The organism is Bacillus sp. A260 (genome assembly GCF_009861435.1).
GTDB lineage: Bacteria > Bacillota > Bacilli > Bacillales > Bacillaceae_G > Bacillus_A > Bacillus_A cereus.
In genome coordinates this window covers 85,001-87,500 of sequence record NZ_CP046398.1, presented here as the reverse complement: position 1 = coordinate 87,500, position 2,500 = coordinate 85,001, and the positions used below count along the sequence as shown (strand labels likewise).

Sequence of the window (2,500 nt, the reverse complement as noted above, 5' to 3'; positions counted from 1 at the left end):
CTCCCAGCTGAGCTAAGGCCCCAAACAAGTATCGGGAAGACAGGATTTGAACCTGCGACCCCCTGGTCCCAAACCAGGTGCTCTACCAAGCTGAGCCACTTCCCGAAAGAAAACGCGCCCGAGAGGAGTCGAACCCCTAACCTCTTGATCCGTAGTCAAACGCTCTATCCAATTGAGCTACGGGCGCATATGGTGCCGAGGGCGGGGGTCGAACCCGCACGGTGGTCACCCACCGCAGGATTTTAAGTCCTGTGCGTCTGCCTGTTCCGCCACCCCGGCATGTCATATTGAAAATTGGAGCGGAAGACGGGATTCGAACCCGCGACCCCAACCTTGGCAAGGTTGTATTCTACCACTGAACTACTTCCGCAAGACATGTTTGAGATATTTTATTAAAAGTGCGGGTGAAGGGAGTCGAACCCCCACGCCAAAGGCGCTAGATCCTAAGTCTAGTGCGTCTGCCAATTCCGCCACACCCGCATATTAATTAAAATGGTGAGCCATGAAGGACTCGAACCTTCGACCCTCTGATTAAAAGTCAGATGCTCTACCAACTGAGCTAATGGCTCTTACAATAAAAACTGGTGCCGACTAGAGGACTTGAACCCCCAACCTACTGATTACAAGTCAGTTGCTCTACCAATTGAGCTAAGTCGGCTAAATGGTGGAGGATGACGGGATCGAACCGCCGACCCCCTGCTTGTAAGGCAGGTGCTCTCCCAGCTGAGCTAATCCTCCGGATTGCCTGGCAACGTCCTACTCTCACAGGGACAAGGTCCCAACTACCATCGGCGCTAGAGAGCTTAACTTCCGTGTTCGGTATGGGAACGGGTGTGGCCTCTCTGCCATCATTACCAGACTGTATTCATTTAAGACAAGAATCATTGTAACTCATTTAACTTTTAAAGTCAACAAGTTTTTTATATTCTTTCAAAACTAGATAACATTGCTACATATTATATGGTTAAGTCCTCGATCTATTAGTATTCGTCAGCTCCACATGTCACCATGCTTCCACCTCGAACCTATCAACCTGATCATCTTTCAGGGATCTTACTAGCTTACGCTATGGGAAATCTCATCTTGAGGGGGGCTTCATGCTTAGATGCTTTCAGCACTTATCCCTTCCGCACATAGCTACCCAGCTATGCCCTTGGCAGAACAACTGGTACACCAGCGGTGCGTCCATCCCGGTCCTCTCGTACTAAGGACAGCTCCTCTCAAATTTCCTACGCCCACGACGGATAGGGACCGAACTGTCTCACGACGTTCTGAACCCAGCTCGCGTACCGCTTTAATGGGCGAACAGCCCAACCCTTGGGACCGACTACAGCCCCAGGATGCGATGAGCCGACATCGAGGTGCCAAACCTCCCCGTCGATGTGGACTCTTGGGGGAGATAAGCCTGTTATCCCCGGGGTAGCTTTTATCCGTTGAGCGATGGCCCTTCCATGCGGAACCACCGGATCACTAAGCCCGACTTTCGTCCCTGCTCGACTTGTAGGTCTCGCAGTCAAGCTCCCTTATGCCTTTGCACTCTACGAATGATTTCCAACCATTCTGAGGGAACCTTTGGGCGCCTCCGTTACACTTTAGGAGGCGACCGCCCCAGTCAAACTGCCCACCTGACACTGTCTCCCGGGTCGATAAGACCCGTAGGTTAGAATTTCAATACAGTCAGGGCGGTATCCCACCAGCGCCTCCACCGAAGCTAGCGCTCCGGTTTCAATGGCTCCCGCCTATCCTGTACAAACTGTACCAAAATTCAATATCAGGCTACAGTAAAGCTCCACGGGGTCTTTCCGTCCTGTCGCGGGTAACCTGCATCTTCACAGGTACTATAATTTCACCGAGTCTCTGGTTGAGACAGTGCCCAAATCGTTACACCTTTCGTGCGGGTCGGAACTTACCCGACAAGGAATTTCGCTACCTTAGGACCGTTATAGTTACGGCCGCCGTTTACTGGGGCTTCAGTTCAGAGCTTCGCTTACGCTAACCCCTCTCCTTAACCTTCCAGCACCGGGCAGGTGTCACCCCCTATACTTCGCCTTACGGCTTCGCAGAGAGCTGTGTTTTTGCTAAACAGTCGCTTGGGCCTATTCACTGCGGCTTTCCGTTAAGAAAGCACCCCTTCTCCCGAAGTTACGGGGTCATTTTGCCGAGTTCCTTAACCAGAGTTCTCTCGCACACCTTAGGATTCTCTCCTCGCCTACCTGTGTCGGTTTGCGGTACAGGCACCTTTTATCTCGCTAGAAGCTTTTCTTGGCAGCGGGGAATCAAAGACTTCGCTCCATAAGGAGCTTCCCCATCACAGCTCAGCCTTCACGATAAGCGGATTTGCCTACTTATCAGCCTAACTGCTTGGACGTGCACAACCAATCGCACGCTTCTTCTATCCTTCTGCGTCCCTCCATTGCTCAAACGATAAAGAGGTGGTACAGGAATATCAACCTGTTGTCCATCGCCTACGCCTGTCGGCCTCGGCTTAGGTCCTGACTAA

At 51.9% G+C, this 2,500-nt stretch carries 9 tRNA genes and 2 rRNA genes (2 of these 11 cut by a window edge); all 11 read right to left on the bottom strand.

What is annotated here, in order from left to right:
* Positions 1 to 22: transfer RNA gene (locus GD442_RS00490), tRNA-Ala, on the bottom strand; it reaches 54 nt to the left of the window's first position.
* A gap of 9 nt (positions 23 to 31) precedes the next feature.
* Positions 32 to 105 (bottom strand) — tRNA-Pro (locus GD442_RS00485).
* A gap of 8 nt (positions 106 to 113) precedes the next feature.
* Positions 114 to 187: transfer RNA gene (locus GD442_RS00480), tRNA-Arg, on the bottom strand.
* Between the two features lie 3 nt (positions 188 to 190).
* Positions 191 to 279, bottom strand: a tRNA-Leu gene (locus tag GD442_RS00475).
* A 16-nt stretch (positions 280 to 295) separates the two neighbouring features.
* Positions 296 to 370: transfer RNA gene (locus tag GD442_RS00470), tRNA-Gly, on the bottom strand.
* A 29-nt stretch (positions 371 to 399) separates the two neighbouring features.
* A tRNA-Leu gene (locus GD442_RS00465) sits at positions 400 to 480 on the bottom strand.
* A gap of 13 nt (positions 481 to 493) precedes the next feature.
* A tRNA-Lys gene (locus GD442_RS00460) sits at positions 494 to 569 on the bottom strand.
* Positions 570 to 582: 13 nt separating this feature from the next.
* Positions 583 to 658 (bottom strand) — tRNA-Thr (locus GD442_RS00455).
* A 4-nt stretch (positions 659 to 662) separates the two neighbouring features.
* Positions 663 to 738: transfer RNA gene (locus GD442_RS00450), tRNA-Val, on the bottom strand.
* Between the two features lie 5 nt (positions 739 to 743).
* Positions 744 to 859: ribosomal RNA gene (rrf, locus tag GD442_RS00445) — 5S ribosomal RNA — on the bottom strand.
* A gap of 101 nt (positions 860 to 960) precedes the next feature.
* Positions 961 to 2,500 (bottom strand): 23S ribosomal RNA (locus tag GD442_RS00440) (it continues 1,382 nt past the right edge of the window).